Origin of the sequence: Mesorhizobium sp. M7A.F.Ca.US.014.04.1.1 (assembly GCF_003998745.1) — a bacterium.
GTDB classification, from domain to species: Bacteria; Pseudomonadota; Alphaproteobacteria; order Rhizobiales; family Rhizobiaceae; genus Mesorhizobium; species Mesorhizobium ciceri.
Map to the genome: position 1 here is coordinate 1 of NZ_RZRW01000577.1, position 3,540 is coordinate 3,540.

Consider the following 3,540-nt stretch of genomic DNA (forward strand, 5'->3'; position numbering starts at 1 on the left):
GCACAGTAATTTTGCGTGATGTCGCCTTGCGGCGGCGAGGCACCCCGCCTATGCTTCCTGATGAACATGATTTCCCCTGAGACGGTCGCCAACAGCAAGCGCGCCTGGCTGAAGATTCTCGCCCGCTACAAGAAGCCTGACAGGCGGCGCAGCACCGTCGAACTCGCCATCACTCTCATTCCATTCGCCATGCTCTGGGGCCTGTCCTCGGCGGCCTATGCCTATGGCCATTGGTGGGGACTGATCCTCATCCTTCCCGCGGCCGGGTTTCTGGTGCGCATCTTCATGATCCAGCACGATTGCGGCCACGGCTCCTTCTTCGCCAATCGCTACGCGGACGACTGGATCGGCCGCGCGCTCGGCATCCTGACGCTGACGCCCTACGATTGCTGGCGGCGCGCCCACGCGACCCACCACGCCAGCGCCGGCAATCTTGACGAACGCGGCATGGGCGACATCCGGACGCTGACCGTTGCAGAATACCGGCAGATGTCGTGGCGAGGCCGCCTTGCCTATCGTCTCTATCGCCACCCGCTGGTGATGTTCGGGCTCGGTCCGATCTGGCTGTTCATCTTCGAGCAAAGGCTGCCCGTCGGCATGATGCGCGGCGGCCTGACCCCTTGGGTGTCGTCGATGACCACCAATCTTGGCATCGCGGTCGCAGCAGCCATCCTCATTTGGTTCGTCGGTCCCGGCGCGTTCCTGGTGGTCCACCTGCCGATCGTCATCCTCGCCGGTTCGGCCGGCATCTGGCTGTTCTATGTCCAGCACCAGTTCGAGGAAACGGAATGGGCGAAGGATGTCGACTGGGAATTCCAGCACGCCGCCTTGCACGGATCGTCCTATTACGACCTCCCGCCGGTGCTGAACTGGTTCACCGGCAACATCGGTGTCCATCACGTCCATCACCTCTCCGCCAAGGTGCCGTGCTACCGGTTGCAGGAAGTGCTGCGGGATTATCCCGAGCTGCGCGACATCGGCCGTGTCACGCTGCTGGAAAGCCTGCGCTGCGTTAAACTGGCGTTGTGGGACGAGAACCGCCGCAAGCTGGTGTCGTTCCGCGAGGCACGGGCGGCGGCTTAAGCAATTCCAGCAGAAGTGGTGAACGGTTTCCAGGGAAAGCGCGTAGCGTTTTCCCTGGGGCAATTGCGTCAAACCAAGAAAAGTAAAACGACCGCCAGTCTATAGGCACCGCGCCTGGAGCTCCTACCAGGCAGCCCTGATCATGTCGGCGGCCTTTTCGGCGATCATGATGGTTGGCGCATTGGTGTTGCCACCAATCAGTGTCGGCATCACCGAGGCGTCCACGACACGCAAGGCTTCAAGCCCGCGCACCTTGAGTTGCGGATCGACCACCGCCATCTCGTCGACGCCCATCCGACAGGAGCCGACCGGGTGATAGACCGTGTCGGCGCGGGTACGGATATGGGTCATCAGATCGGCATCGCTTGGCTCGCCGGCGATGTGCATTTCCTTGTGCCGGTAGCGCGTCAGCGCCGGTGAAGCCAGCACCTGCCGGGTGATCCTCACGCCTTTCAACAGCAGCTCCGCATCGCGCTGGTCGCTGAGAAAGCGCGGATCGATGCGCGGCGCGGCAAGTGGATCGGCGCTGGCCAGCCCAACCTCGCCACGCGAGTGCGGCCGCAATATGCAGACATGACAGGAGAAGCCGAAGCCGTAGTGCAGCGTGCGCGCATGGTTTTCGACCAGCCCGATGACGAATTGCAGCTGCAGGTCAGGGCGCTCAAGCGCCGGGTCGGATTTGACGAAAGCGCCGCTCTCGGCCGCCGGCGAGGCGATCAGCCCGGTCCCATCCCGCCGCCACTGCGCGATATGCCGTAGGAAACCCAACGCGCCGCGCGGGCTCATGCCAAGCATATCGGTGTCCTTCGATCTCCAGCCGACGATGAAATCGAGGTGGTCCTGCAGGTTCTTGCCGACGCCCGGCAATTCGTGGACGACGGGAACGCCATGCACGGCAAGTTCGGCCGCCGGGCCGATACCCGACAGCAACAGAAACTGCGGCGAACCGAAGGCACCGCCACACAGGATCACCTCGCACGACGCCTGCGCCACTGCCTCGCCTTTGCGTGTCCGGTAGCGGATACCGGTGGCCCGCTTGCCGTCAAGGACGATGCCTGTGGCGTGCGCCCGCGTGATCACGGTCAGATTGGTCCGCTGCATCACCGGATGGAGATAGGCGGCGGCAGTCGAACAGCGCTCGCCATTACGGGCGCCACCGGCAAATTGGGTCACCTGGAAATAGCCGGCGCCCTCTTGTTCCGGTCCGTTGAAATCGTCCAAGGCGCGAATCTGGTTTTCGGCACAAGCCTCTATGAAGGCCTTGGCGATTGGCCTCGGCGAGCGCTGGTTCGACACTTTCAACGGGCCGTCCCCGCCATGCAGGGCATCAGTGCCGCGCTCATTGCCTTCGGCGCGCCGGAAATAGGGCAGAACCTCATCCCATGACCAGCCCTCACAGCCCAGATCGGCCCATTCGTCATAGTCGCTGCGATGGCCCCTGACATAGAGCATCGCATTGATGGCGCTGGAGCCGCCCAGCGCCTTGCCGCGCGGCTGGTAGCCCTTGCGGCCGCCAAGACCTTGCTGCGGCACGGTTTCGAAGGCCCAATTGTTGATCCTGGGCCGGCCGGAAAGCATACCGATAATGCCAGCCGGAGCGCGGATCAGCATATCCCTGCCCTCGCCGCCAGCTTCGATCAGGCAGACCGTTTTCGAGGGGTCTTCCGAAAGCCGTGCGGCAAGCGCACAGCCGGCGGACCCAGCGCCGGCTATGACATAGTCGTAACGCATGAAGACCCTCCCCGATCATTCCGGATTTTCCATCCGGAAGCTCAAGAGAAGGCTTGAACAGGGGGCGTTGTAAAGACGCGCGGAATTACCGCAACGTCAGCCGCTGCGAACGCGCCGCCAGGAGTATTTCGGGCCTTTTGGTTCCGGCACGGCGGCTGGCTGGTAGTAGAGCCCCAATCCGCCGGTGCGGCCCTCCTCCAGGCGCTTCAACAGCACGGGGTTCGATATCTCGAACTCGTCGAAGCCCAGCCGCAGCATATGCGGCAGTTGGTCGACCAGCACCTGGCCGGTAGCGCGAACGGCACCTTCGAAATGGTAGCGGCCGCGCAGCAGCTCTCCCTTGGAGAAGGAGCGGCCGTCGCTGAAGGCCGGAAAGGCCAGCGCCACCAGCGACAGCTGGTCGAGCAGGTCGGCGACCTTCTCGAGCTGATCACCCGGCTGCAGCAGGACGCCGAGCCGTTCCTTGGCCGAGCGGCGCACCTCCGGATCGAGATCGAGGAAGACTTGCAACGGCAGGATGAAGCGGCCGTTGCCGGACAGCGCATCGGCGCTTTCGGCATGCGTCCACTCATCCTCCTGAAAACCCGCAGGGGTCCAGAGCCGGGTCTCCGGTGTCGTCGGTTCAGTCATCAAAAAGTTCCTAAACAGTCAAACGAAACCAAGGATGTGTTGAGATTCAGGTCAGGCTGCGCCGAAAATGGCGGCTTCCGAGAACCGGAGCGGAGC

Annotated in this window: 3 protein-coding genes; 1 reads left to right on the plus strand and 2 read right to left on the minus strand. The window is 63.3% G+C overall.

All coding sequences use genetic code 11. The annotated features are described in order from the left end of the window. Nucleotides 1-60 precede the first annotated feature (60 nt). A complete protein-coding gene (locus EOA22_RS27840) occupies nt 61-1,083 on the plus strand; it encodes a fatty acid desaturase (protein ID WP_063169014.1) in 1,023 nt (340 codons plus the stop codon). A 123-nt stretch (nt 1,084-1,206) separates the two neighbouring features. Here EOA22_RS27840 and EOA22_RS27845 read toward each other — a convergent pair whose 3' ends face one another. Further along, on the minus strand, nt 1,207-2,814 hold the full coding sequence (locus EOA22_RS27845) for a GMC family oxidoreductase N-terminal domain-containing protein (protein WP_063169015.1): 1,608 nt from the start codon (nt 2,812-2,814) through the stop codon (nt 1,207-1,209). Nucleotides 2,815-2,910: 96 nt separating this feature from the next. After that, complete coding sequence (locus EOA22_RS27850) at nt 2,911-3,444, minus strand: DUF934 domain-containing protein (protein ID WP_063169016.1); 534 nt, start codon at nt 3,442-3,444, stop codon at nt 2,911-2,913. Nucleotides 3,445-3,540 lie beyond the last annotated feature (96 nt).